Source organism: Rhodococcus sp. WB9, assembly GCF_007558985.1.
GTDB lineage: Bacteria > Actinomycetota > Actinomycetes > Mycobacteriales > Mycobacteriaceae > Rhodococcus_F > Rhodococcus_F opacus.
Genome location: NZ_CP041769.1, coordinates 6,950,222 through 6,973,585 on the forward strand (window position 1 = coordinate 6,950,222; position 23,364 = coordinate 6,973,585).

Here is a 23,364-nt window from a genome sequence, read left to right on the forward strand (position 1 = left end):
TCACGCATTGCGTAAATCGACGGTCCGGGTCTCACCGAGTGCGCCGACGGAAAGCGCGGCCACGATGCACAGCGCGGAGATCATCACGGAAACCGCGATGCTGCCCGGGCCTCCCGGCGCGATGAAGGTTGCAGCGAGGAGCGGGCCGAGGCCGCCACCGATCATTCCGGCAAATTGATAGCACAGGGATACGCCGGTGTAGCGGGACGCCGTCGGGAACAGCTCCGCGAGCAGTGCGGGTACCGGGCCGTTCGCAGCCGCGTTGAGCACGGTCATATTGATGACGTACGAGAGCAGTATCAGCGGGAAACTTCCCGAGGTCACCAAGGGGAACATCGCGAAGGCGTGGATCGCCGTGAGCAGGGCTGCGGTGACGTAGACCGGTCGCCGGCCGTATCGGTCGGACATCCACGCGAACAACGGTACGGTGAGGAGCATGCCCGCCGTGCCGATCATCATCGCGTTGAGCAAGGTCTGGCGCGGGATCCCGAAGTCGTTGTGTGCGTGGGTCACCAGCAGAGAAGTTGCCACGGCGTACGCCATGAACGGTCCGGCGTATACGCCGATTCCGAGCAGCACGCGACCCGGGCGGTCCCGAAGTAGCGCGAGCAGCGGCGCGCGGCGTGGCTCCTCTTCGTTGCGCTCCTCCCTCTTCTCGGCCAGCAGGACCGGGCTCTCGTGCACGCCGAGCCTGATGTACATGCCGATTCCGACGAGGACGACCGTCACGAGGAAGGGAAGACGCCAACCCCAGGACAGGAATTGGTCCTCGGAGAGCGAGCCGAGCGCTGCGAAGGCCGCGAAGGACAGTAGGAGTCCTGCCGAGGCGCCCATCTGGGTTGCGCTGCCGTAGAAACCGCGAGACTTCGTGTTCGCGTGTTCGACAGCCATCAAGACGGCGCCGCCCCATTCACCGCCCACTGCGATGCCCTGAACGAGACGGAGCGCCACGAGCAGAGTCGGGGCGAGCACGCCGATCTTGTCGGGCGTCGGCAGCAATCCGATCGATACGGTTGCCACACCCATGATGCTCAGCGTCCAGATGAGCGAGGATTTCCTCCCGATCCGGTCGCCGAAGTGGCCGAAGATGATTCCACCGAGCGGGCGGGCGAGGTACCCGACTGCGAGGGTGCCGAACGAGGCGATGAGCGCCACGGCGGGCGATGATCCCGCAAAGAACACCGGGGCAAAGACCAAGCTCGCGGCGGTCGCGTAGATGAGGAAGTCGTAGTATTCGATCGTGCTGCCGATCGCACTGGCGATATAGACGCGGCGCCGTTGGCGAACAGGATCGTCGTTGCGCCTTTCCGTAGTTGCCCTGGGGGAGGAAGTGCCGTCGAGAGTACTCATTGCGGTCTCCGGATTCGGGGTGGGAAGTGGATCGTTGGTGATCACATCGGCCCGCTGAGTGGGGGCTATTTCGTGAGGATGATGTCGAGCGGCCGGTTGTAGAGGATGTCCTCGACGACGTCGTGTGGGATCGGGAGTGGCATGTCGAGTTCCGAGATCGCCAAGAACTGATCGGCGGCCTCGTTCGGGCAGAATGACGGGAAGTCGGAGCCGAACACCAGACGGTCGGTGACATGGCCCTCGATGGCGAGTCGGAGCCCGTTGTACAGCTGCCAGGTCTTCACCGGGAGCGTCGACACGTCGGCGAAGACGTTGCGGTTCTTCATCATCAGTTCGACCGTCTCGTTCATCCAGGGCTTCCCGAAGTGGGCGACAAGGATGTTCGTGTCCCGGAATTCGCGTGCGACCTTGTCGAGGAACATCGGGTACGCGTATTCGTTGCACCCGTCGGGCGCGAACACGCTCGCCTGGTGGAACATCAGGAAGATGCCGAGATCAGCCGCAGCACGGTAGACCTCGTAGGCCTCGTCGCAGTGCGGATGGAAACCTTGGTACGGCGGCGAGAGTTTCACCCCGTGGAGGCCGTACTCGTGCACCGCGCGGCGGAGTTCGTCCGCCGCGCCGGGCTGCGTCGGGTCGACGCTGCCGACTCCGATCGCCCGTTCGCGGTTGGCGTCGAGGTACTCGCCGACGTAGTCGTTCGGTACCTTCATTCCGATCCGTGCCACTTGCAGGCCGAGGACCAGGAACCGGTCGACACCGGACTCCGCCATCACTCGGGTGTGCTCGGCGAGGTCCGCGTGGCCGAAGCCTGGTCGGCCGACGAGTTCGGTTCCTCGGTCGGTCCATACCGGGCCGAGGTGTTCGGGCAGGTAGATGTGCGTGTGCCAGTCGGTGAACGGGCGGCCGGGCATCGTGGCTACCCGTGGTTCCGTGGTCGGATCGCGACGGCGTCGATCTCGACGCGGCAGTCGCCCGCGATACCCACGACGAGCGTGGTGCGCGCCGGATACGGGCCGTCCCCGAAGACCTCGGTGTACGCGGTCCAGAATTCCTTGCGATACGCATCGTCGGCCAGATAACAGGTCGTCTTCACAACATCCCCGAGCGTGCAGCCGGCAGCCCCGAGGATCCCCTGAATCTCCCCGAGCGCGATCTTCGTCTCGTCCGCGATGGTCTCGGCCTCCGGCTTACGAGCGAGCGTCTCCAAATCCAGCGCCATGCCGCCGCAGAACACGTAGTCCTGGGTCGCCACACCCGGATTCATGCCGAACCGCGGGTAAGGAAGATTGCCTGGGTTGAGGTATTCCGTCATCGTTGTTCCTTCGGTGAGATGGGGGTAGGTCAGTTCGCGGCGACAGCCGTGGAATCGAGGCTGCGGAGCGCGGGCATGCACTCCGCGGCGAACAGCTTCAGGGATCTGTCGACGTCCTCGTGCGCGATGCCCGGCACACCCATCTGCAGCAGCCAGTTCCCGATGCCGTGCGACCTCGTCATCCGCGTCATCTTCTCGAGCACGGTGTCCGGCGAACCGATGAACAGGTGATCACGATCGAACATCAGATCCCACGGAGCCATCTCCTTGTACTTGGGGTCGTTCGGGTCCTCGTCCGCATCGAGAAACACCCCGATACCCCGAACCCGGCAGATGAACTCGAAGAACTCCACCACCGCCGGCTCCGCGATACGGCGCGCCTCCTCGTCGGTGTCCGCGACGTACGCCATACGCAGCACCGCGACGTCCTCGCCGAGCGGCGGGGTGACACCGGCGACCGCGGCCCGCTCGTCGCGATACAGCTCGCACAGGTTGTGAAGAACCCGACCGGTGGGATACCAGGTGATCGGCTTCATACCGTTGCGAGCGGCGCGCCGGAATCCCTCCACGGTCTCGGTCACCGCGAACAGCGGCGGCATCGGCTGCTGGTACGGCTGCGGAGTGATCCCGAACGCTCGAAGCACACCGTCCTCGCCGACCCAGCCTTCCGGATCGGGCGCACCCGGCGAGTGGATGAACTTCGTGCCCGGCTCCGGGAACGTGTAGCGCGGACCCCGCCAACTGAACTGGCGGTCGGTCCAGATCCCCTTCACAATCGCCAGGTTTTCGTCGAAGATCCCGTAACTGTCCCCGCTGCCGTTCCAGCGGTTCGCCTCCGGATTGAGATTCATCACCTCGATCGGCAGAATTCCCCGACCGAACGCCACATCGAGGCGACCGTCACTGAAATGGTCCAGGATGGCGAGATCCTCCGCCACCCTCAGCGGATGCCACAGGGTCAGCGATACCGCCGCCATCCCGAACCGGATCCGGCTCGTCCGAGCGGCCAGGTCCGTCGCCAGCATGATCGGATTCGGGCTCGCATCCGTACCATCGACATCGAAGTGATGCTCCCCCAACCAAATACGGTCATACCCGAGTGCGTCCGCCATCACGGCATGCCGCCGCGTCGCCTCCAGCACCTCATGCCAGGACAACTCACCCGAACGATTCGTCAACGCATACAGCAAATCCAGTTTCATATTTCACTCCAAGTCTCTGTGGCCGACCGCCGCTTCCCGACGAGAACGACCGTCGTTTCTTCAACCGGTTTTCGAGGGCTGACATCACACGGCGCCCTTCCGTGACGACCATCACACGAGGGTCCCTGCGGGCCAGCCCCGATGCCAGCGGGAAACTACCTATCCACTACCTGTGCACTACGTGTCTGCCATGACCGCCTTCAGCCATGGCTGCGACCTCCGCAGCACGGCAATACCTGTCCCGTGACATATGCCGCCTGGTCGGAGCCCAACCAAGCGACGGCTTCGGCGATATCGATGGGCCTGCCCGGGCGTTGCAGCGGAATGCGCGAGATGATGCGGTCACGCACCCTCGCGGGTACCGCGTCGGTCATGTCGGTGGCGATGAAGCCCGGTGCCACGGCGTTGACGCGCAAGCGCGGCGCGTGGCTCAACGCCAGTGACCGGGTCAGACCGACTACGCCGCCCTTGGAGATGGCGTAGTTGAACTGGCCGACGTTGCCGAGGTATGCGCGTGAGCTGATATTGACCACCGCGCCACCATCGACGATCTCGTCGGCCAGTTCGGACGTCAACTCGAAGGTCGCGCCCAGGTTGATTCGATTGACGAGTCGGAAGTTCGGTTCGGTCATGTCGCCGATCAGAGCATCGCGCGTGATACCGGCGTTGTTCACCAACAAGGTCGGCTGCCCCTCTTCGGACCGTATCGCGGAGCGAATCTGCGCACGGCCCTCCGGATCGGCGATGTCGGCCTTCACTGGCGTGGCATCGATCGATGCTGCGCTGTCCCCGACCGTCGGATCCACGTCTACCAGGACCAGGCGGTAGCCGTCCTTCGTCAGGCGCCGGGCAATTTCGAAGCCGATACCCCGGGCTGCGCCTGTGACCACTGCAATCTTCATGGCAGAGCTGCTCCTAGATGTTCCTCGCCGAGTACGAAGGCTTGACCGTTGGCCCCGCGAGTGGCGACGAGGAGATCCACCGCATCGGCAACCGACTTCGGTTCCACATCGTCGGCCACGGCGACGACCGTCGAGTAGCCGTTGTGTTTTCGGCGCTCGAGCGCGAGTGCGCGTGCGCCGCTGAGTAGGCCGGCTGCGACAGCCGCGTCCAGCGGTTCGGTTCGTCCCAACAGTGCGGCCGAGCGCACGACGTAGACCACTGCACCACCGGCCGCGACTGTCTCCCGGGTCATGTCGAACGCCTGAGCCAGTTCGTCCTCGGTCTCCGCCCATTCACGAAGACCAGTCCGTGCGACGAATACGAGACCGTCACGGGGGTCTTTTCCCGCACGGCCGGCGCCGGTCAACACCTCATTGAGTTGCGGGTCGTCCGCGCGGACCCTCATACCTTCGCCTCCCGCTTCACCAATGCCACCATCTCTCCTTCTTGTACGACGACATCGTGCTGGTTGAGAACCTGCACGTGCTGGACCATGACGCCACGGTCGGGCTTCGACGTAGGAGTCAGCTCCACGACCTCGTTGGCCGCGCGAATCGTGTCGCCGATGAGCACCGGACGCACGAAGCGCCAGCGACGGATCTCGGCGAACGCCACCAGGGTGTCGTCGAAGATTCCGAGCCGGCCCCGAAGGCCTGTCACGATCGACAGAACGAGCGCTCCGTGAGCGATCCGTTCGCCGAACTGACTCTCGCGCATAGTCTGCGCATCAGTGTGCAGAGTGTGAAAATCACCGGACACTCCGGCGAAGTTGACCACGTCCGCCTCCGTCACAGTGCGACGCGGAGTCTCGAACGTCATTCCGATTTCCACGTCGTCGAACCACAGTCCGGCCATGGGACACCTTTCGAGAATTCATTTGCGGAACTCCGACTCGAAGCAGTTTGCCGAGCGGCTACCGTTCACGGAAACTTAGTACCGTCCGGTCGGTACGTCAAGCATCAGATGCACTCGAGTGGCAGATCCCGGTACCTACGCCGAATTACCTACCAGCATTGCGTATATCGCCCACTTTTGCCATAGTGCGTAATCGAGACATACGGCGATCAGCCTCTCGACTAACATTCCAACCGGTTTGCAGACGCACACGAAGGCACCGGGACTCAACGTGACGCGACACCCGAAACCGACTCAGCCACAACCGAAGGGATTCTCCAATGAGAGATCCGCGACTGGTTCCTCCCATAGCGTCGGACCCACACGACATGGACGACTTACGCGCCGAAGTCCGGCAATTCGTCGACGCCCAGTTCGCTGATGGGCGCATCACTCCGCGGATCGACAGCTGGCTCACCGGCTGGCACGAGGACTTCTCGCGCACACTCGCCGACCGGGGATGGGTCGGCATGACGATCCCAATCGAATACGGTGGCCACGGTCGCAGCCACCTCGAACGTTTCGTCGTCACCGAGGAACTCCTCGCTGCAGGCGCGCCGGTCGCCGCGCACTGGATCGCCGACCGCCAGATTGCACCGTCACTCCTCCTGTACGGCACCGAATTTCAAAAACGGAAGTACCTACCCGAGATCGCCCGCGGCGAGTGCTACTTCGCCATCGGCATGAGCGAACCCGACTCCGGATCCGACCTCGCCAGCGTCCGCACCAAAGCCACCCGCGTCGACGACGGCTGGGTCCTCAGCGGCACCAAAGTCTGGACGTCCGGCGCCCACCATGCCCATGCATTCATCTGCCTCGCCCGCACAACCCCCGTCGACCCCGCACATCGGCACGACGGACTGAGCCAGTTCATCGTCGACCTGTGCTCACCCCGCGTCGACATCCGGCCCCTCGTCTCGATGCACGGTGGGCACCATTTCAACGAAGTCATCCTCAACGACGTCTTCGTCGCCGACGACATGGTCTTCGGCACCATCGGCAGCGGCTGGCAGCAGGTCACCTCGGAACTGAGCTTCGAACGCAGCGGACCCGAACGCTTCCTGTCCACATTTCCCCTCCTCGCCGACACCGCCGAACTGATGCGGACAGGGGCAGTACCCCGACACCCCGACCTAGGCCGGTATCTCGCCCGAACAATGGGGCTGCACCAGATGTCCACCGCGGTCGCCGGAGCCCTCGGACGCCACGAACCCGCCGACGTCGCCGCGGCCGTCGTCAAAGTCCTCGGAACCACCACCGAAGGCGACATCGCCGATTTTGCCGACGTCATCACCGGTGACACCGGTCCGAGCCCCCGCCGCTACCGGGCAATGATCGATGACGCCGCCGCCCAACGCCCCGGATTCACCCTTCGTGGCGGCACCAACGAAGTTCTGCGCGGCGTGATCGCGCGGGGATTGGGAATGCGCTGATGACGACACCGACCACTGTCGACCCCGATCTTGTGGAAATGATGTCTGCGGTCTTCGTCGCTTACCGCGACCAGAAGGAACCTGACGCCGATACCGCTACGTGGGACCCGATCCTCTGGTCCCACCTCACCGATCTCGGCCTGACTCGCCTCACCGGACCAGAGGAATCCGGCGGCAGCGGAGCCGGATGGCTCGAAGCCGCGGAACTGATCCGAGCCGCCGCAGCCAACGGCGTCCGAATCCCGCTGGCCGAACACGACCTGCTCGCCGGCTGGCTGCTCGATACCGCCGGGCTTCCCGCAGACGACGCCCGCCGCACCGTCTGCCTGCTCGATCACACCGGAACTGCCCACCGGGTGCCCTGGGCCGCCCAATCCGACAAGATCGTCACGCTCTGGCGCGACACCCACACGTACGTCGTCGCCGACATCGAGACGAACATGCTCACCATCACGCCGGAGGCCAACATCGCCGGCGAACCCAGAGACACCGTCACCATCGACAGCGCCCACTCGGGCACTCCGATAGCTGACGCGGTCGTCGACCAACTACTTTTGCGCGGCGCACTGATCCGAGCCGTGCAGACGAGCGCCGCGCTCGATCGCATCCTCGACCTGTCAATCACGCACACCACCGAACGCACCCAGTTCGGGCGACCGCTCGCGAAGTTTCAGGCCATACAAAACCTCGTCGCCGATATCGCCGCCGAAGCCGCACTCACCCGGGCCGCCACCGAAGCCGCCCTGAACGAAGCCGTCCGCACCGACTGGTCCGCACCGAACCTCGACGTCCTTGTCGCCGTTGCCCGTTCCTGCGCCGGCCACGCCGCATCCACCGTCGTCCGCAATGCCCACCAGGTACACGGTGCGATCGGCACCACCCGCGAGCACCGCCTGCACGAGTTCACCCAACCTGCCCTCGCGTGGCGCTCCGAGTTCGGCTCCCTCCACCACTGGGACGACATGCTCACCACCGCATCCATCACGGCAGGCCGACAGAACCTATGGTGCCTCGTCACCGCAGAGTCTTCCGGCTGCCAATGACCAATGAATTGAGTAGTGCCGAATGACATTCGCACTTGCACAGAGAATTACGGAAATCTTTCGCGTTCTCGCGCACACTCGTGTAGCCGCGCGAGAGTTCGAGTTCTGGACTGCCACGACCAGCCCGGCTTCCTCACCTGAGCCGAGAAGACCGGTCGACGCCTTTGGCGGCCTCGACACGAGAGACAGCGACGGCTCCAGAAAGGAAGACGCCCGATGAGTGACTGCCAGGACTTACCCCGCGAAGCACGCGAACTCATCACCCTCGCTCGGCAATGGATTCCCTATGGCAGGGTTCCCGCAGAGCTTGTCTTCCAGACATTCGGAATCACCGAGCACCAGTTCGTCGACAGGCTATGGGCAGTAGTGCAGGATACTCGCTGCGATCCGCATCTCGTCCGTGCGCTTTCCTCCACCTATCCGCGCCGGCGGTCACACTGGGCAGCACCCACAACGCGCGGTAGCTCACCGGTCTGAGCAGCAGACACCGCCCCACATACCGCCGATCCGCACTGTTCGAGGCAGCTGCAGCACCACGCGGTGCTTTGTCCACACGGACGCCGCCGTCACGGCCGCCGCCGCAGCCCAGCCGGCGTGGGCCGCCCTCCCCGCACCGGCCCGGGGCGCCATCCTCATGACGGCGGCGAACCTGCTACAGGAACGTGGTTCCGTTGTGGCCGCGGACCTCGTCCGGGAAGAAGGCAAGACCCTCGCCGAAGCCCGCGGCGAAGTCACGCGCGCCGTGGACGTGCTGCGGTTCTTCGGTTCCCTCGGGTGGGTGGCCACCGGCGAGGTGCTCCCCAGCGGACTGCCCGGCACCAGCGTCACCACCCGCCGCGAACACTCGTCTCGGGCAACACGGTGGTGCTCGAGCCCGCGAACTCACACCCCTGTCCACCACCCACCTTGCCCGCTACGGACTCACCGCTGGGATCTGCACCGACAGCCTCGCTCGCTCGACGGACTTCGCGGCCCGGGCGCAGGCCGGCGTCGTCAAGATCAACCGCCGGACCGCCGGGCTCGACCTGAATGTGCCGTTCGGCGGAGTGAAGGATTCGTCCACGAACACGTTCCGGGAGCAGGGTCGCAGCGCGGTGGACTTCTACACCTGGGGGAAGACCGTGTACACGGGCGTCTGATCCGACGGCATCCGTGAGCGTATGGGAGGGCCGTCCCATACGTCCTGTTGGACATTTGTGCATGTGGCGGAAAGCGTGACTGTGCTGTAGAACATAAACAGCGAGACCGGTTTGTGATATGAACCACATCTAAACGTTACTTTGCGACACCACTACACAGACATGAACAACAGTTCCGGGGGGAGCGGATCCGCGCAGGTGGATCCGGGTTCGGGAACGGTAAGGACACCACATGCTGTTGCCGATGGCACCGACCGATTCACTGTTTCTGCTCGGCGAGTCCCGCGAGCATCCGATGCACGTCGGCGGCCTGGCAGTGTTCACGCCGCCCGAGGGGGCGTCGGCGGCGGATGTGCGCGCGATGTTCGATGCCGCGCTGATCGGTGACCAGGTGGCGGTGCCGTTCCGTAAGCGGGCCCGCCGCTCGGTGACGTCGCTCGGCCAGTGGGGCTGGGACACCCTTCCGCACCACGAGGTCGATCTGGAGCACCACGTGCGCCGCGACGCCCTGCCCCAGCCGGGCGGAATGGCCGAACTGATGACCCTGGTGTCGAGGCTGCACGGCACCCTGCTCGACCGCAGCCGCCCCCTGTGGGAAATGCACCTGATCGAAGGACTCGCCGACGGCCGCTACGCGATCTACACCAAGATCCACCACGCCCTCGCCGACGGCGCGTCCGCGATGAGGCTGCTCCGCGACAGCATGAGCGAGGACCCCCACCGTCGGAACATGCCCACGCCGTGGCAACCCCGCAACCCCCTGGCAGCGGTGCCGGACGCGGGCGTCGCGGTTTCAGGAGGGCTCGGCTCCGCACTGCCCGCGATGGCGTGGGACGCCGCCCGCGCGGCGGTCGGCGAGGTGGCCGGACTCCTGCCCGCAGCGGTCGGCACCGTGGATCGCGCCCTGCACGGCAAGGGGGGTGCGGTGTCGCTGACCGCACCGCACACCCTGTTCAACGTGCCGATCAGCGGAGCCCGGCACGTCGCCGCCCGGTCCTTCCCCCTCGAACGGATCCGCCTGCTGGCCAAGCACGCCGACGCCACCATCAACGACATCGTGCTGACGATGTGCGCGGGCACCCTCCGGGCCTACCTGCACACCCGCGACGCGTTGCCGGACAACCCCCTGATCGCGATGGTCCCCGTCTCCCTCCGCGCGCCGAATACCGGGGCCGGCGGCAATCGGGTGGGCGTCCTCATGTGCAACCTCGCCACCCACCTCCCCGACCCCGCGCACCGCCTCGAGACCGTCCGCAACTGCATGAACGAGGGCAAGGCGGCCCTCCAGGCGATGAGTCCCGCGCAGGTGCTCGCGATGAGCGCCCTCGGCGCCGCCCCGCTCGGCGTCGAGATGTTCCTCGGCCGCCGGGGTCCGCTGCGGCCACCCTTCAACGTCGTCATCTCCAACGTCGCCGGCCCCCGAACCCCGTTGTACTGGAACGGGGCCCGACTCGAATCCCTCTACCCGCTGTCCATCCCCACCACCGGGCAGGCACTCAACATCACGTGCACCAGCAGCGACGACCAGATCGTCTTCGGCCTCACCGGCTGCCGCCGCACCGTCCCGGATCTGCACCCCATGCTCGATCACCTCGACGCCGAACTCGACCTGCTCGAGACCGCCGTCGGGCTGTGACCTCCGCGGAGCATCTGCGCGCTCACACCGTCACCGTGTTCGCGGCGGCCACGCGCACCTGAAATTCGAGGCGTGCCATGGCCTCCCGGGCGGCGTCGAGTGCCTGTTCGGCGGTGTCCCCGACCGCGCGTGCGTACGCGACACGTGAATCGGACGATTCCAGGACGGTGACCGCGCCACCCGGGCGGACCAGGAGTTGCACGTCGGTCACGCCGTCGACCTTCCGGGCGTCGTGGATGCCGCTGACGTCGGTGAGAACACCCGCGACCGGTGCGGCGGCGAACCAGATCGCGGAACAGCCGGTCGGCCGCTCCTCGGCGAGGACGGCCCGGATCCCGGGTAGGACCTTCTCCCCGACGGTCTGCCGCACGACGCATTCGGCGAGGTCCACACCGGTGGCGTCGAGGGCCAGGGCCGGAATCTCGTCGCCGCCCATCCGCACATGGGTTTCGATCACCCGGGGACCGGTCGGGGTGAGCACGATCTCGGTGTGGGTTGCACCGAACTCCACACCGACGGCGTCGAGCACACTCGTCACGTACGTATGGATCCGCTCTTCCTGCGCGGTGGACAGGGCTGCCGGTGCCACGTGCCCAAGTTCGACGAAGTTCGCCGGGTCGGAGAACTTGCGGGTGACCGCGACGATCTGGTGTTCGCCGCATTCCGAGAAGGCCTCCACGCTGAATTGCGGGCCTTCGTGGAACCGCTCGACGAGCACTCCACTGGTGGTCAGGCCGTCGAAGTCGCCCCCGGCGCGTGCGAACGCCGCGGCCAGTGCACTCTCCTCCCGAACCACGGCCACCCCGGCACTGCCCGCGCCACACACCGGTTTGACCACGCAGGGAAAGCCGTGTTCGAACGCGAAGGCACGCAACGCATCCACGTCGGCGACGACGGTGGAGGCGGTGGCGTCGACGCCGGATTCGCGAAGCGCGGCGCGCATGGCGTTCTTGTCGTGGACCGACGTCACCGTGCGGCGCGAGTGGGTGGACAGGCCGAGGGCCTCCCCGATCGCGGCGCAGCGGTCCTGGTCGCGTTCGCCGAACGTGGCGATCCGGGTGAACGGATGCTGCGCATGTGCCGCCGCGGCCAACGCGATCCACTCCTCGTCCGGCGCGTCGTGCCGCACGGCGATGACCCGCGAGTGCTCCGTCAGACGGCGAAGCTTGGCGACGAATTCCAGTCGGCAGATCACCGAGGTCTGTGTGCCGGGAAGGGCGTCACGGACCCGGCCCGGGAGGTCGCGGCCGCTGCCGACGACGAGGACGTGTTCGGTCATTTCTTCACCTCGAGTATCGAGAAGGGAGACAGTGCAGGAAGGTCGCCGGCCGGGCGTTCCTTCGTCCGTGCGCGTTCCGCGAGACTGCGATGCGCCGCCGTCCGGGAGACCAGTGCCGCAGCCCCGAACGTCCCGGCCAGGACGGGCCACGCCAGGAGACCGGTCGGCAACAGGACGACGACCAGAATGGTGGGGCCGAGCACCTTCTGGCCCGTCATGCCGAGGCTGAACGCGCCCAGATAGCGGGCGACGGCGGGCCGCGGGGACAGCTCGGCCGACAGTTCCCAGGCGGCCACGGAGTGGATGTTCTCTGCGACGGACAGTGCCACCACCGCAACGACAACGGCGACGATCGCCGGAACGGTGTCGGCCATCTGGCCGACGGCGAGTGCACCGCAGCAGAAGGCCATCAGCGCCCCGGTCCACGTCAGGAGTCGCGCCGCCGCGGACGTGCCCTCGGCGAACCGGGCGACGTAGACCTGCAGGACCACCGTCAGCACGGTGTTGACCGCCATGAGCACCGGCACCCATGCGAGCGGCACCGACGTGTACTCGATGACCCAGATCGGGAGCAGAACGATCAGCACGGTGTCGTACAGCGACAGCACACCGTTGCCGACCGTGAAGACGATGAACCACCGGTCGCGGAACGGCGAGCGCACCGCGGTTTCAGCCGGCCCGGGACCAGCGGGGAGAGGCTTGCGTTGCACGACCGTTCCCGTCCTCCGGAGTACGAGCCGGACGGCGAACGCGATGACCACGAAGGAGATTCCGTTGCCCAGGAACAGCGTCGTGAACGCGGCGGAGGTGCCGGTCACGAAGACGACGCCCGCCAGCAGGAACCCCGCGGTGAGACCCATGTTCCGGATGGCGCGGATGGTCGCCATCGTCCGGGTCCGGTCGTGGCCGCCGATCACTGCCGTCACGACGGCCTGCTGGATCGGGCTGCTCGCCCGGTCGGCCGCGGTGAGCAGCACGGTGAGCACGACGTAGGCGGTGAAATCGGATACGAGCGCGAAGCATCCGTAGCCGATGCCGCGCAACAGCAGGAGTGCCACGTAGAACCGGCCGGGCCCCACCCGGTCGGCCAGCCTGCCCAGGGGCACCGGGGCGAGAAGCGCGAGCGCACCCGCGATCGTGGTGGCGAGGGCGATCTGGTTCGCGGTGAGACCGACCACGCCGATGAAGTACAGGGCGAACGACGCGAAGAACATCCCGGTACCCAGCGAGTCGACGCCGGCGCCGACGGCGAGCGTGCGACCGGCCGGGCTGTCGGGAAGCAGCGCATCACCCAGCCGCTGCAGGCGGGCGGTCACGGGGTGCTCCCCGGCGTCAGGAAGGCGTGCACGAGATCGGCCGAGCGCTGCACGTGGGTGGGTGTCGCCGCCTCGGGCGCCGGACGCCGCAGGTGGTTCCAGGCGTACCGGCGGGCCGCGTTGACGAGTAGTTCGGGATCCTGAGCCGACTCGGCTGCCACGGACTGCGCGACCAGCGCCGCCGCCATGAGGAGTCGGCTCATCCGGTCGACCAGCACCCACCCGGCGGCCGCGACGGTCGCGGGGTCTGCACCCACCCATTCGTGGCGGGTAGTGCCGAGGGCTCCGAGCGCGTCGTCCACCATCTGCCAGGCCGCGAGCAACCTTCCCCGGGGAGCGACTCCGAGTAGCTCCCTGGACCGGTGGGCCGCCGCGTCGAAGTGTTCGCGAATCGTCAGCAGTTCCAACGCATGGGTGGTCAGGGTCCAGCAGTCCGACCGGGCGGTGCCGCTCCCGTCGGCGCGGACGGTGTCCGCTGCAAGCGAGTAGGCGATGCAGCGCCGGGACACCCTCCGGGCGCGACCGTGCGACAGCTGCGGAAGGGCGTGCCAGGCCCGGACGGCGATCACGTCGACCACCCGGTCGGCGATCTCCTCGCGACGAGCATTCGCCCACGCGCTGCCGTCGAGCAGGTCTGCCGCGCTCGCGAATCCGGTGACGGCACCCTCGAGGATTCCGAGGCCTTCGGCGTCCCAGATCGCCGCGACCCGATCGGGTACGGCCGAGGGCAGTGAACGCGTGCTCATGCGAACTCCAGCCAGTGACGGTAGGTGGGCTCGCGCCCGCGGACCACGTCGTGGAAGACGTCGCGCAGTTGCTTGGTGATCGGGCCGCACCCGCCCGCCGCCACCGGGCGGTCGTCGACCGACGCCACCGGGACCACCTCGGCGGCCGTGCCGGTGAGAAACGCCTCGTCGGCGACGTAGAGCTCGCTGCGGGTCAGACTCTGCTCCCTCACCGTGATCCCCAGGTCGCGGGCGAGCATGATCACGGTGTCGCGGGTGAGACCGGGCAGGATGTTGTCGCCGACCGGAGGGGTGATCAGTTCACCGTCGCGGACGGCGAAGATGTTCGCGGCGGATGCTTCGGCCACGTGCCCGGTGGAGGTGAGCATCAGTGCGTCGTCGTATCCGGCGCGCAGCGCGCCGACCTTCGCCAGAGCCGAATTAACATAGGCACCAGTTGCTTTGGCGAGCGGGGGGACGGAGTGGACACCGTTGCGTTGCCAGCTGCTGACGACGAGGCGGCAACCCTCCTGGTCCGCGGTTTCGCCGAGGTACGAACCCCACGGCCAGGCCGCGATGGCCACCCGGGCAGTGTCCAGCGCAGGCGCGACACCCATCGAGCCGTAGCCGAGGTAGACGATCGGTCGCAGATAGCCGGAGTCCAGGCCGGTGCGGCGGAGCAGTTCGAGCGAGATCTCGGTGAGCTCGTCCACCGACCACCCGGGGTCCATCAGGTACACCCGTGCCGAGTCGTGCAGCCGTCGCAGGTGGTCGCGCAGCCGGAACACGGCCGGACCGCGGTCGGTCGCGTAGGCCCGGATGCCCTCGTAGACACCCCATCCGTAGTGCAGACTCGGTGTCAGCACGTGGACCTGTGCCTGGTCCCAGGCGACGAATTCACCGTCCATCCAGACGGTGCTGGTGGGGATCAGTTCCATTGTTCTGCTTTCGGTTCGGTGGCGGCGGGCCGCCGGGACGGGACAGGGACTGCCGGTGCGCCGACCAGGTCCAGCCGCCGCTCGATGCTGCGCGACTGCAGTGTCAGAGCCTCGCGATACTTGTCGGCGCCTTCGCCGCGGAAGGCGAACCAGCCCCAGCGGGGTCGCAGATGGCATCCGCGGGCGATCTTGGCCTCGTAGGCGGCGAGGCCGTAGTGGACGCGACGGATGCCGTGCTCCACCGCCCAGTGCGCGGTCTCGTGGTAGGTCAGGGTCAGGTAGCAGCCACGAATCCCCGGCGCGAAGCCGGCGGTCCTGGCGAACAACGTCTCGGGGGTGCGGAGGTAGAGCACGAAACCCACGAGGCGACCGTCGAGTTCGGCACCGAGCACCACACAGGAATCGCCCAATTCCTCACGGACGGCGTCGAAGTCGCGCCGGACCCGGTCCTCGCCGCCGGGCAGCCCGTACTTGGCCCGGTGCGCGACCTGGAGGGCGACGACGTCGTCGTCGATCGCCGCGGGACCCCAGCGGACCACTGTGCGCAGGCCGGCCTCGGTGTAGTCGGCGACCTCCTTGCGGAGCCGGACGCGACGGCGCTTGCTCAGGCTCGCGACGTATTCCGCCCAACTGTGGCCGCTCAGGTCCTGCACACCCTCGGCGCCCAGCAGGGCCGCCGTGTACCCGGCGCCGGATGCGGAACCGTCCACCTCCTCGGCGTCGGACGCACCGACGTACAGCAATGCCACACTGCGGCAGTCGAGTTCGTCGCCGGCCTGATGGAGAAGGTCGGGCAGGGCCGCCATGACCGCGCGGCGCTGATCGTGCGAACGGCCGGGCGCATGCGCGACACCGTGGTGGTTGCCGAACGTCGCGAGCGCCAGCGACGGGTACTGATCCTCGCGGGCACCGGACAGCGCCTCGGTGAGCTCGGCCCAGCGCAGCCGATCGGGGTGATCGAGCAACTCCGGTTCGGCCATCGGCCCTGCGGTTCCCGCCAGCCGGGGTGGGTCGTAGAAGAGCAGGCCCCCGGGCCGCGCCGTGAACAGCAGTGGCGCGACCGCGACGGTGCGGCCGTCCGCGCGCACCTCGAGGTAACGCACCTCGTGCAGGTCGGTGCGTTCGGTGAATCGCCACCACCGCGCGTCCTCCCAGATAGTGTCCGGGTCGGCGATGCCCGCGAAGTCGGCGGCCGTGGGGCGGGCGCCGCGGGGCAGGACGTGGCCGGTGATCCCGTCGACATCGATGGCGGTCATGCTGCGTCCTCGCTTTCGGCACGGTCCCACTCGAATCCGGCGCTCACCTGTTCGGCGGTGGCGATCAGCCGACTGCCCAGCGCCGTGAAATCGGGGTCGGTCACCACCCAGTAGGCGAGGAAGTCCGCCGACTTGCGCTCGTTGTACCGGGCAGGGGTCCAGTCGTCGCCGACGTGGGTGTTCAGCGTGAAGTCGTGCACGCCCGGCGGAGCGTCCGGCAGTCGCACCACCCGGCCCCGGCGCGGCGGCACGCCGTAGAACGCTGCGTGTGGGGCGGTCGCCACCCGGTCCCGGACAGCATCCAGGTCGGTCGGCAACCCGCATTCCACCCGCGCCCAGAGATGCCGCGGATCGATGCCCAGGACATGGCGGAGCATCGTCGGTATCGGTCCGCCGCCGATCCGTGCCGCCACTTCGCAGAGCACGATGTCGCCGTCCGCGGTGACAAAGAACTCGGCGTGCACGTAGACGGTGGGCGGCGAGCCCAGTGCATCGACGAGCCGCCAGGTCTCGTCCACCAGTCGTGCGCACACCGGGTCGGTGGTGTCGACCGAGCGGGAGCCGAACGGGGCGTCGGTCCAGTGCTCGAGGCACCCCTGGCCGGTGTAGCGGGACGCGATGGCGGCCACCGGGTCTCCGGCGACGCGGAACGCGTCCACATGGTGCACCGCGCCGTCGACGAATTCCTCGACTTCGTACGGTGTCGCCGTGACGATGTCGGCGAGTCCGGTTGCCTGCGCCGGCGAATCGAGCACGTACACGCCGGTGGAGCCGGAACCACTGCGCGGTTTGACGACGACCCGGCCCGGATTGCCTGCCATGAAGTCGACGATGTCCGCCGGATGGCGCACCGGCGCGAAGACCGGAACGAGAAGCCCTGCGGCCCGCGCCGTTTCCTTCATCAGGATCTTGTCGCGGTAACCGGCTGCCGTAGCGGTGTCCAGGCCGGGCAGGCCGAGTTCGCCGCGCAGTGTGGCGGCCCTCTCCACATCGACCTCGGCCAGGGCGACGACCGCTTTCGGCCGGTGCCGTCCGGCGAGTTCCCGAGCGGCGCCCAGCACCGCGTCGTCGTCGTGATAGTCGGTGACCGTGACGATCTCGGCGAATCCTTCACCCGGATCCGTTCCCTGGGCGCAGACCGTCACCAGCCGTCCGCTCTTCTCCGGCAGCCACTGGGCGAAGGGCAACCCGGCGGCACGCGGGCTGATCAGTACGAGAATCATCGAGAAGCTTCCTTCCTCGTCACGGCGAATCCATCGAAAGTTGTGTCCAGCGTGGCGAAGACCTCCGCGGTCCGGGCGTCCAGCGGTATCCCCCGCGCCCGTCGTTCGCGCTCGTGGGCGCGTTGCGGATCGCCCGGGGCCACCACCGGCGTCCCAGTGGCGGGCGTCGCCCCGCGGACGGTGCCGAGGAGATCCGCCAGCCCGGCCGTGAATTGCGCATGCCCACTGAACGCTCCGGGATCCAGGGCGAGGACGATGTGGCCGACCCCTCGACTTCGACCGGGGGTTCCCTCACCGACTTGCTCGAGCTGCCAGTCGGGCGGCGACCCGGTCAACACGGCCCCCAGCAGAGTGACCGCCATCGCCAGGCCCTGTCCCTTGTATCCGCCGAGTGGCGACAGGGCGTACGCCTCGCCGGGTTCCGCGGTGGGCCGCCCGTCGCGATCGGTGGCCCAGCCGCTGTTCAGCGGTCGTCCCACGGCCCGGCGGTGCTTCACCTCACCGAAACACACCTGGCTGGTGGCCATGTCGAGGGCGAGCCCGTCGTCCCCCGTGCCCGCGGCCACGCTGATCGGGTTGGTGCCGAACAGCGGCTCGACCCCGCCGTACGGAGCCACCCGGGACGCGGCGGACGTGACGGCGATACCGATCATCCCCTGCCCGGCCAGGTGCCGGGTGTAGACCGACGCCGCGCCGAAATGGTTGGAATTGCGCACGCCCACTGCCGCGACGCCGAAAGCCTTGGCCCGGTCGGCTGCCAGGCGGGCGGCGGCCAGTCCGGCGAGCACGCCGAGTGCACCGTCCGCATCCAGCAGCAGTCCGGCCCCACGGTCCCGGACCACGGTCGGGCACGCCGCTGCATTTGCGACGCCGGTCGCGAGTTCGTCCAGGTATTGCGGCAGCAACCGCAGACCGTGGGTGTCGATGCCGCGCAGGGACGTGTCGACGAGCGCGGCAGCCACCTGATCGGCGTCGTCCTCGGGCACTCCGGCCTCGACGAGTGCGATCGAGGCGAGCCAACGGGCCTCCTGCTCGTCGATCAGCGAACCAGTGTTCGGTGTTCGGTGGATCATGAAGTACTCCAATGCATGAAGACGTGGGGGCCGATGCCCGGGATGTCGAACTCCGGGCCCAGAATCCGGAAGCCCTGCTTGATGTAGAAGCCGGCGGCGGTGGTGCGGGCGTTGCACCAGACCGCGCCGGCGCCGGCCAGCGCGGCGTTCGTGAGTACGGTGCGCAGGAGTGTGGTCCCCGCACCGGTACCGCGAACCCCCTCGAGGGTGGCCATACCGCGGAGACGCCACCCCCGGCCGGGGAGAAGACCTGGCACGGCGTGCGTTTCGGGTGGATCCTCGTAGTACAGCGAGGCCACGCCGATCGGGCGCCCCGCGACGAGTGTGGCGAAGTGCCGGGTGCCGACGTGCGCGTCCTCGGGGTAGACGCAGGTCTCGGCCGGTTGACCGGGCCGGAGCACGGTATGGCGGATCGGTCGCACGTCGGCGGCGGACACCGGCCGAATCCGCCAGCCGTGGGCGGCCGGATCGGGAAGGTAACCGGAGCCGGGACGATCCGGCAGGGTGACGCGGCCGGCGCCGTCGAGCGTCAGTCCGCGGCCCGTGTTCACCGCGAGAAGGTCGACTGCGTCGACATCCAGGTGGTCGGCCAATCCCCCGAGGTGGGCCGTGGCCGACACCCCGGCCGCGGATTCGGGCATGCAGCCCAGCATGGTGAGCAGACCCCGTTCACGGGCTCGGCGCAGCAGCGCGAGGGACGGGGTGATTCCCCCGGCCTTCATCGGCTTGACGTTGATGCCGTCGAACGCGCCGGTGCAGGCGTCCAGGTCCTGCGGCGACGCGATGCTCTCGTCCGCGATCACCGGGATCGGGCTGCGCTCCTTCAGGATCCGGGCGTCGCGCCACGCCGAGCGCGGAAACGGCTGCTCGATCAGCTGCACGCCGAGTTCCTGCAGGCCGGGCAGGACGGGGAGCAGTCGGGACAGCTCCCAGCCGCAGTTGCCGTCCACGTAGAACGGTGCGGTCGTGTGGCAGCGGAGTTCCTTGACAACGGTGAGATCGCCCGGGTCGGCGAGCTTGATCTTGTACGCCGACCATCCGGGCCGCTCGCGGAGTTTGCGGACCATCACCCCGGTCTCGTCGAGCCCGATACTGAAGCTGGAGCGCAACTCGCGCGGGCGTTCCAGCCCGAGAGACTGCCACAGCGGCACACCGAACAGCCGTGCCCGCAGGTCGTGCACCGCGGTGTCGAGGGCGGCCAGGACGAACGGCGAATCGGGCAGCTCCGCGAACAGCGCTCGCCACACCGCGAACGGGTCGTCGGGCCCCAGGTCGATCAGCAACGGCGCAATCCGCCGCAGATCCGCGTGCATCCGGTCCAGGCCCGAGTTGTAGTGGTCGGTCATGAACGCGGATGCCTCGCCGAACCCGGCGAGACCGTCCTGCTCCACCTCCACCACCAGTCCCCGCTGCACCGGAATCGCTTCTCTCGCGGAGCGCCACAGATGCCGTTGCGTCAAGCTGATCTCGTGCGCGGTGACCTTCACGCGGTGCCTCCGACACCGAAGAATTCGCGGTCGCGCGGGCCGTGCGGGCGGAGGTCGTCCCACCACTGCGCGTGCTCGTCGAACTTCGCGAAGAACGGCTTGCCCACCAGATCCGGCCGGCGTGCCTGCAGGAACCGCAGCGCGAACGCACGTCCGCCGTCGAGGTCGACGACGCCGTCGACCACGACCTTCCCCGGCGACGCCGACATCACCGGTCCCCGCGCGGTCCGCCCGAGTCCGGAGACCCGTTGCAGCGCTTCGCGGTAGATGTCGACCGCTCGCGCCAGCGGTAGACCGAAATACGGTCGCGCACCGGTGTCCCGCTCGACGAACATGTAGTACGGCACGACCCGGTTGCGGACCTGCGCCTGCCAGAGGTCGGCCCACGTGCGCGGGTCGTCGTTGACGTGACGCACCACCGGGGCCTGAGCGCGGAGCACCGCGCCGGTCGACGCCAACCGGGCCAGCGCCGTCCGGGCGGCATCGGTCTGCAGTTCCGCGACGTGCGACAGGTGCAGCATCATCGCGACGTGCTTGCCGGCGGCGGTCAGCCGCTCGAGCAACCGCAGCAGGTCGTCGGCTTCCGGCCCGGCCAACAGCCGGTACGGCCAGAACGAGACGGCCTTCGTCCCGATCCGGATCGTTTCGACATGGTCCCGCCCCGGTTCGAGCAGCGGCTCCAGATAGGAGGCCAGCAACTCGGTCCGCATGACCAGCGGGTCGCCGCCGGTCAACAGCACGTCGGTGATGCCGGGGTGCAGGTCGAGATACCGGGTCATGGCCTCCGGCCCGGACATGGCCATCTTCAGGTCCGGGGTGTCCACGAACTGCGCCCAGCGGAAGCAGTAGCCGCAATAGCTGTGGCAGGTCTGCCCCTGGCGGGGGAACACCAGCAGGGTCTCGGCGTACTTGTGCTGCATGCCCGAACCGTCGATGTCGTCGTGCTGCGGAACGTTCATGCTCAGCTGGTCACCGGGATGCGGGTTCAGTGCGGCGCGGACCGTGTCGACGGCCTGCCGGACGGTGCGCCGATCTCCCTGCGCCACGGCCTGTTCGATCAGCGCGAAGTGCTGGGGCTCGAGCATGTCGCGGTGTGGGAAGGTCAGCCGGTAGATCGGGTCGTCCGGCGCACGGCCCCAGTCGATCAGTTCGTCGACGACGTAGCTGCTGACCTTGAACGGCAGCACCTGGGACACCACGTGTGCCTCGTGCCCGAGCATCGGGTCGCCGGTACGCTCGGCGACGAGCTTGCGGAGCCGGTCGCCGCTGATCGATCGCGGAGCGAGGGCTGTGCGGGTGTCGAGATCGAGGAGGGTCATTTGTCCGTCACCGCCAAGCCCCAGTCGAAGTCGACCTCGCCCAGAACATTCATGTCCGACATCAGCGAATACAGACCGCTGTAGTCGCGCACGAGCCGCGAACCGGATTTCTCGGCCCGCACGTCGGCGAGCATCTTCTCCCATCCGGTGACCTTCTCGATGCGGAAGATCGCTTCCCACGTCGAGTAGTCCGTGGCGACGAACGCTTCCAGTCCGGCGACCAGCATGTCCAGGAAGAAGCGGCGTTTGACGGGGTCCAGCACGTCGTACACCAGCTTCGCCATCTCGTCGGAAATGGATGCGTGGCAGTACTCGTCCCGGTTGTGCAGCTTCGCAGTGGTGGAGTTGACCACCTGGATGTCGTGATCGTCGGCGAGCAGATCGAGATATGCGTTGATCGAGATCTCGGACACCGTGGCGAAGGCCAGCGTGGTCAGGCTGCGCTGCCAGCGTTCGGCGGCATGGGCCCGCAGCCGACGGTGTGCCCGCGAGGTGTGAGATTCGGGTAAGGCGCTGTCGGGGAACGGGTTCCTCCGTTTGCGTCTGGTCAGCGCGCTCGCGTTGATGTGCATCAGGGTGTGGTACTGCTCGTCGACCATGGCCTGAGCGAGGGCGATATCCATGTGCTGGCCGCCGAGACCCGGGAACTCCCCGTCCATGACGAGCGCGAACGCCGGGTTGGCGACGCGTTGCTCGGCGAGCACCGTGTGCCGGTTGTACGCGATCCAGGCCCAGCTCAGCAGCCGCGACCGCAGCGCGTCGGGCATCACCTGCCACGTCGGATGGTCGCGGAACGGCACGATGCCTTCGGGGTAGTCGGCCCGGCCGGCGTCGAACAACTCGTCGAGGTCGGGCTCGTCGCGCTTCACCGTCGACCGTCGGTGCCAATTGCCGGCGAGGCGGCTGATGACGGCGTTCTCGGCTTCGTCGGCGGGGTCGAACGACGGCAGTCCGGGGAGGTGGACCAGCCCGTCGGCGTCGGAGCACTGCAGGTCGTCGATGATCATGCGCGAGTCCGGTCGCCGGCCCAGAAACGAGTGAGGTGACGGGCGCGGTCGGCGTACTCCGAACGAGCGTGCAGCATGCGCTGGTTGTCCCAGATGAGCAGTGCATTCTCGGGGATCAGCACGCGGGTGCGCAGTTCGTGGAACAGGTCGCTGACGCGATGCGCCAACCTGCGACCGGACCGGCCGAGCGGCAGCCGGGAGTCGTCGACGTCGGACTCGTGGTGTGGATCGTAGTCGGCCGCGGTGAGCAGGTTGTAGCTGAAGCGCAGGGCGGTGCGGCCGGTGTCGTCCGCGCCCAGCATCGTGGTGCGTACACCCCCGTCCGGGCCCGGGAAGGTCAGTTCGGCGTCCGTCATCAGGGTGACCTCGTCCGGTTCCAGGGCGTCGACGAGCCGCCGGATATCGAGCAGATCGGTGTGGCCGCCGCCGCAGCGTGCCTGCCGGTGGCAGAACAGCGCCAGGTACGCCGGGCTGGGATTCCAGCCGGGGGCCTCGGTGTGCGCCAGAATCGTGTTCGCGCTCTGCGAGTACGCCCGATGATCGTTGCCGGGACGGTACGTCACCTCGTGAATGAGCAGACCGTTGTATTGCGGGACCAGATCACCCAGCGAGCCAACCACTTCCGCTGCAGCGGTGCGGTCGGGTACGTCGCGGACGACGACGTAGCCATCCTCCCCCAGCCGGGACCGGTCGACACGGCCTTCCACCGTTCCCACACCCGCAGAAACGACATGACAATTCGGCGACATCCATTCCTCCATTCCGAAAACCCGACTGGGATACGAAC

Annotated in this window: 22 protein-coding genes and 1 pseudogene; 5 read left to right on the forward strand and 18 right to left on the reverse strand. The window is 67.6% G+C overall.

What is annotated here, in order from left to right:
- From FND50_RS32405 to FND50_RS32435, 7 genes are all read right to left on the reverse strand, one after another.
- A complete protein-coding gene (locus FND50_RS32405; protein WP_144288455.1) occupies nt 1-1,350 on the reverse strand; it encodes an MFS transporter in 1,350 nt (449 codons plus the stop codon).
- 65 nt (nt 1,351-1,415) lie between these two features.
- Nucleotides 1,416-2,264, reverse strand: a complete 849-nt coding sequence (locus tag FND50_RS32410; RefSeq protein ID WP_144288456.1) for an amidohydrolase family protein — start codon at nt 2,262-2,264, stop codon at nt 1,416-1,418.
- A 5-nt stretch (nt 2,265-2,269) separates the two neighbouring features.
- A complete protein-coding gene (locus FND50_RS32415; RefSeq protein ID WP_144288457.1) occupies nt 2,270-2,665 on the reverse strand; it encodes a RidA family protein in 396 nt (131 codons plus the stop codon).
- Between the two features lie 29 nt (nt 2,666-2,694).
- Nucleotides 2,695-3,867 carry an LLM class flavin-dependent oxidoreductase gene (locus FND50_RS32420; RefSeq protein ID WP_144288458.1) on the reverse strand — a complete coding sequence of 391 codons (1,173 nt, stop codon included), beginning with the start codon at nt 3,865-3,867 and terminating at the stop codon, nt 2,695-2,697.
- A gap of 200 nt (nt 3,868-4,067) precedes the next feature.
- Complete coding sequence (locus FND50_RS32425) at nt 4,068-4,769, reverse strand: SDR family oxidoreductase (protein ID WP_009475742.1); 702 nt, start codon at nt 4,767-4,769, stop codon at nt 4,068-4,070.
- The gene (locus FND50_RS32430) at nt 4,766-5,215 is read right to left on the reverse strand and encodes a hypothetical protein (RefSeq protein ID WP_144288459.1); all 450 of its coding nucleotides are present in this window, start codon (nt 5,213-5,215) and stop codon (nt 4,766-4,768) included. Before FND50_RS32430 ends, FND50_RS32425 begins: the two co-directional genes overlap by 4 nt.
- The gene (locus FND50_RS32435; protein WP_005256873.1) at nt 5,212-5,664 is read right to left on the reverse strand and encodes a MaoC/PaaZ C-terminal domain-containing protein; all 453 of its coding nucleotides are present in this window, start codon (nt 5,662-5,664) and stop codon (nt 5,212-5,214) included. The genes FND50_RS32430 and FND50_RS32435 overlap by 4 nt, the downstream gene beginning before the upstream one ends.
- Before the next feature lie 320 nt (nt 5,665-5,984).
- Between FND50_RS32435 and FND50_RS32440 the strand changes: the two genes are divergently transcribed.
- The 5 genes and pseudogenes from FND50_RS32440 (at nt 5,985) to FND50_RS32455 (ending at nt 10,954) form a co-directional block, all read left to right on the forward strand.
- The gene (locus FND50_RS32440; RefSeq protein ID WP_144288460.1) at nt 5,985-7,136 is read left to right on the forward strand and encodes an acyl-CoA dehydrogenase family protein; all 1,152 of its coding nucleotides are present in this window, start codon (nt 5,985-5,987) and stop codon (nt 7,134-7,136) included.
- Nucleotides 7,136-8,179, forward strand: coding sequence for an acyl-CoA dehydrogenase family protein (locus tag FND50_RS32445; RefSeq protein WP_144288461.1), 1,044 nt, complete (start codon nt 7,136-7,138; stop codon nt 8,177-8,179). The genes FND50_RS32440 and FND50_RS32445 overlap by 1 nt, the downstream gene beginning before the upstream one ends.
- Nucleotides 8,180-8,579: 400 nt before the next feature.
- Nucleotides 8,580-8,960 (forward strand): annotated as a pseudogene (locus tag FND50_RS37315) (aldehyde dehydrogenase family protein); the annotation flags it as partial.
- Nucleotides 8,842-9,318, forward strand: coding sequence for an aldehyde dehydrogenase family protein (locus FND50_RS32450; RefSeq protein ID WP_260850782.1), 477 nt, complete (start codon nt 8,842-8,844; stop codon nt 9,316-9,318). The pseudogene FND50_RS37315 and the gene FND50_RS32450, both read left to right, overlap by 119 nt.
- A gap of 232 nt (nt 9,319-9,550) precedes the next feature.
- Nucleotides 9,551-10,954 carry a wax ester/triacylglycerol synthase family O-acyltransferase gene (locus FND50_RS32455; RefSeq protein ID WP_144288462.1) on the forward strand — a complete coding sequence of 468 codons (1,404 nt, stop codon included), beginning with the start codon at nt 9,551-9,553 and terminating at the stop codon, nt 10,952-10,954.
- A 22-nt stretch (nt 10,955-10,976) separates the two neighbouring features.
- Here FND50_RS32455 and FND50_RS32460 read toward each other — a convergent pair whose 3' ends face one another.
- The 11 genes from FND50_RS32460 to FND50_RS32510 are packed head-to-tail and all read right to left on the reverse strand — an operon-like array spanning nt 10,977 to nt 23,326.
- A complete protein-coding gene (locus tag FND50_RS32460; RefSeq protein WP_144288463.1) occupies nt 10,977-12,233 on the reverse strand; it encodes an ATP-grasp domain-containing protein in 1,257 nt (418 codons plus the stop codon).
- The gene (locus tag FND50_RS32465) at nt 12,230-13,549 is read right to left on the reverse strand and encodes an MFS transporter (protein WP_144288464.1); all 1,320 of its coding nucleotides are present in this window, start codon (nt 13,547-13,549) and stop codon (nt 12,230-12,232) included. The genes FND50_RS32460 and FND50_RS32465 overlap by 4 nt, the downstream gene beginning before the upstream one ends.
- Nucleotides 13,546-14,295, reverse strand: a complete 750-nt coding sequence (locus FND50_RS32470) for a hypothetical protein (protein WP_144288465.1) — start codon at nt 14,293-14,295, stop codon at nt 13,546-13,548. The genes FND50_RS32465 and FND50_RS32470 overlap by 4 nt, the downstream gene beginning before the upstream one ends.
- Nucleotides 14,292-15,212 carry a branched-chain amino acid transaminase gene (locus FND50_RS32475; RefSeq protein ID WP_144288466.1) on the reverse strand — a complete coding sequence of 307 codons (921 nt, stop codon included), beginning with the start codon at nt 15,210-15,212 and terminating at the stop codon, nt 14,292-14,294. The genes FND50_RS32470 and FND50_RS32475 overlap by 4 nt, the downstream gene beginning before the upstream one ends.
- Complete coding sequence (locus FND50_RS32480) at nt 15,203-16,468, reverse strand: GNAT family N-acetyltransferase (RefSeq protein ID WP_144288467.1); 1,266 nt, start codon at nt 16,466-16,468, stop codon at nt 15,203-15,205. Before FND50_RS32480 ends, FND50_RS32475 begins: the two co-directional genes overlap by 10 nt.
- The gene (locus tag FND50_RS32485) at nt 16,465-17,691 is read right to left on the reverse strand and encodes an acetyl-CoA carboxylase biotin carboxylase subunit family protein (RefSeq protein ID WP_144288468.1); all 1,227 of its coding nucleotides are present in this window, start codon (nt 17,689-17,691) and stop codon (nt 16,465-16,467) included. Before FND50_RS32485 ends, FND50_RS32480 begins: the two co-directional genes overlap by 4 nt.
- Nucleotides 17,688-18,764, reverse strand: coding sequence for an Ldh family oxidoreductase (locus FND50_RS32490; RefSeq protein WP_144288469.1), 1,077 nt, complete (start codon nt 18,762-18,764; stop codon nt 17,688-17,690). Before FND50_RS32490 ends, FND50_RS32485 begins: the two co-directional genes overlap by 4 nt.
- Nucleotides 18,761-20,251 carry a GNAT family N-acetyltransferase gene (locus tag FND50_RS32495; protein WP_144288470.1) on the reverse strand — a complete coding sequence of 497 codons (1,491 nt, stop codon included), beginning with the start codon at nt 20,249-20,251 and terminating at the stop codon, nt 18,761-18,763. Before FND50_RS32495 ends, FND50_RS32490 begins: the two co-directional genes overlap by 4 nt.
- Nucleotides 20,248-21,570 (reverse strand): KamA family radical SAM protein, encoded by a 1,323-nt coding sequence (locus FND50_RS32500; protein WP_144288471.1) that lies wholly within the window; start codon nt 21,568-21,570, stop codon nt 20,248-20,250. The genes FND50_RS32495 and FND50_RS32500 overlap by 4 nt, the downstream gene beginning before the upstream one ends.
- Entirely contained in the window at nt 21,567-22,577 is a 1,011-nt protein-coding gene (locus tag FND50_RS32505; RefSeq protein ID WP_144288472.1) for a diiron oxygenase, read from the reverse strand. The genes FND50_RS32500 and FND50_RS32505 overlap by 4 nt, the downstream gene beginning before the upstream one ends.
- Nucleotides 22,574-23,326: a TauD/TfdA family dioxygenase gene (locus FND50_RS32510; RefSeq protein WP_144288473.1), complete on the reverse strand. Its 753-nt coding sequence runs from the start codon at nt 23,324-23,326 to the stop codon at nt 22,574-22,576. The genes FND50_RS32505 and FND50_RS32510 overlap by 4 nt, the downstream gene beginning before the upstream one ends.
- Nucleotides 23,327-23,364: the final 38 nt, after the last annotated feature.

Bases quoted from the DNA above. Each gene is read 5' to 3' on its own strand.
- FND50_RS32405 (WP_144288455.1), bottom strand. From the start codon at position 1,350: ATGAGTACTCTCGACGGCACTTCCTCCCCCAGGGCAACTACGGAAAGG.
- FND50_RS32410 (WP_144288456.1), bottom strand. From the start codon at position 2,264: ATGCCCGGCCGCCCGTTCACCGACTGGCACACGCACATCTACCTGCCC.
- FND50_RS32415 (WP_144288457.1), bottom strand. From the start codon at position 2,665: ATGACGGAATACCTCAACCCAGGCAATCTTCCTTACCCGCGGTTCGGC.
- FND50_RS32420 (WP_144288458.1), bottom strand. From the start codon at position 3,867: ATGAAACTGGATTTGCTGTATGCGTTGACGAATCGTTCGGGTGAGTTG.
- FND50_RS32425 (WP_009475742.1), bottom strand. From the start codon at position 4,769: ATGAAGATTGCAGTGGTCACAGGCGCAGCCCGGGGTATCGGCTTCGAA.
- FND50_RS32430 (WP_144288459.1), bottom strand. From the start codon at position 5,215: ATGAGGGTCCGCGCGGACGACCCGCAACTCAATGAGGTGTTGACCGGC.
- FND50_RS32435 (WP_005256873.1), bottom strand. From the start codon at position 5,664: ATGGCCGGACTGTGGTTCGACGACGTGGAAATCGGAATGACGTTCGAG.
- FND50_RS32440 (WP_144288460.1), top strand. From the start codon at position 5,985: ATGAGAGATCCGCGACTGGTTCCTCCCATAGCGTCGGACCCACACGAC.
- FND50_RS32445 (WP_144288461.1), top strand. From the start codon at position 7,136: ATGACGACACCGACCACTGTCGACCCCGATCTTGTGGAAATGATGTCT.
- FND50_RS32455 (WP_144288462.1), top strand. From the start codon at position 9,551: ATGCTGTTGCCGATGGCACCGACCGATTCACTGTTTCTGCTCGGCGAG.
- FND50_RS32460 (WP_144288463.1), bottom strand. From the start codon at position 12,233: ATGACCGAACACGTCCTCGTCGTCGGCAGCGGCCGCGACCTCCCGGGC.
- FND50_RS32470 (WP_144288465.1), bottom strand. From the start codon at position 14,295: ATGAGCACGCGTTCACTGCCCTCGGCCGTACCCGATCGGGTCGCGGCG.
- FND50_RS32475 (WP_144288466.1), bottom strand. From the start codon at position 15,212: ATGGAACTGATCCCCACCAGCACCGTCTGGATGGACGGTGAATTCGTC.
- FND50_RS32480 (WP_144288467.1), bottom strand. From the start codon at position 16,468: ATGACCGCCATCGATGTCGACGGGATCACCGGCCACGTCCTGCCCCGC.
- FND50_RS32485 (WP_144288468.1), bottom strand. From the start codon at position 17,691: ATGATTCTCGTACTGATCAGCCCGCGTGCCGCCGGGTTGCCCTTCGCC.
- FND50_RS32490 (WP_144288469.1), bottom strand. From the start codon at position 18,764: ATGATCCACCGAACACCGAACACTGGTTCGCTGATCGACGAGCAGGAG.
- FND50_RS32500 (WP_144288471.1), bottom strand. From the start codon at position 21,570: ATGACCCTCCTCGATCTCGACACCCGCACAGCCCTCGCTCCGCGATCG.
- FND50_RS32505 (WP_144288472.1), bottom strand. From the start codon at position 22,577: ATGATCATCGACGACCTGCAGTGCTCCGACGCCGACGGGCTGGTCCAC.
- FND50_RS32510 (WP_144288473.1), bottom strand. From the start codon at position 23,326: ATGTCGCCGAATTGTCATGTCGTTTCTGCGGGTGTGGGAACGGTGGAA.